The sequence below is a fragment of the Pilosibacter fragilis genome (genome assembly GCF_032490495.1).
GTDB lineage: Bacteria > Bacillota > Clostridia > Lachnospirales > Lachnospiraceae > Pilosibacter > Pilosibacter fragilis.
Map to the genome: position 1 here is coordinate 1 of NZ_JAVYJB010000058.1, position 1196 is coordinate 1196.

Annotated in this window: 1 protein-coding gene; it reads left to right on the top strand. The window is 44.1% G+C overall.

Annotated elements, in window-relative coordinates; all coding sequences use genetic code 11:
* Window positions 1–255: 255 nt before the first annotated feature.
* Window positions 256–933 (top strand): acyltransferase, encoded by a 678-nt coding sequence (locus ABCW45_RS17710; protein ID WP_343221293.1) that lies wholly within the window; start codon window positions 256–258, stop codon window positions 931–933.
* The last annotated feature ends 263 nt before the right edge of the window (window positions 934–1196 follow it).

A 1196-nucleotide genomic window follows, 5' to 3' on the forward strand; every position in this document is an offset into this window, starting at 1 on the left:
AGAATTATATCGGCAACGAGAGCGGCCGCACATTTTGATTGATGTGTCAACTATAATTTATAAATTTTTGTTAGAGGTTTACCTCTTAGTGAACCAATAAGCTTAACTAAGTGACATTGCTGCTGAACAGTTGCAAAATAGCAACAAATCTGTTTCAATGATACAGCCATTTGCCAAAAAGCTTATCGAAAATGCTTTCGGAGATCTGGCTGTAAATGAATGCTGTCTGAAAAGATGGCAGATTGGAGAATCATTATGAAAAAAGAAGAGACTAAGATCGTTGATCTTTATGACCTTTCCCACACCCAGGCTGCGGATTTTCTCCGCCAGTTTACCTACCCTTGGGAGGCACTCGCCCATATCAAGGAGTTTATCCTTGAACTTGGAAAGACACTCTCAGAGGATGAGTACGAGAAGCGCGGGGAGACCGTATGGGTCCATAAGACCGCAAGGGTGATGCCGAGTGCATACTTTGGTGAGAATATCATTATCGGAAAGGACACAGAGATCCGACACTGCGCGTTCCTCCGGGGAAATGCTTTAGTCGGCGAGGGTGCCGTTGTTGGAAACTCCACGGAGTTAAAAAACGTGATCCTGTTCGATAAGGTCCAGGTTCCGCACTACAACTATGTGGGAGATTCCATCTTAGGCTACCGCGCTCACATGGGAGCCGGTTCCATCACCTCGAACGTAAAATCCGACAAGCTTCTCGTGAAGGTTCATGCTGAGGACGGCGATATCGAGACCGGGATCAAGAAATTTGGTGCGATGCTCGGTGACTGCGTGGAAATCGGATGCGGTTCTGTTCTGAATCCAGGAACTGTTATTGGAAGGAACTGCAATATCTACCCGCTATCCAGCGTCCGTGGATGTGTGGACGAGAATTCCATCTATAAGAAGCAGGGCGAGATCGCCAAAAAGGTGCAGGGGTAATTGATAACTGCGAAAAGAACGAGACTGTGAATGAAGGATCCATGCAATTATTAAAATAAAAGAACCACGATATTTATCTGTAAACTCATATGTTGAGTTTTTAACAAATATCGTGGTTTTATTTTTAGCATGGGAACCTATAATCGTAAAGGTCAAACCACTCGCCTTTCACTAAAACCATTTTTAGTGCATACTTGAGAAAACCAATAGATTTTTTCAAGGAGGACTAAAGACTATGGATCAGTGTACCCACGAAGTCCGTG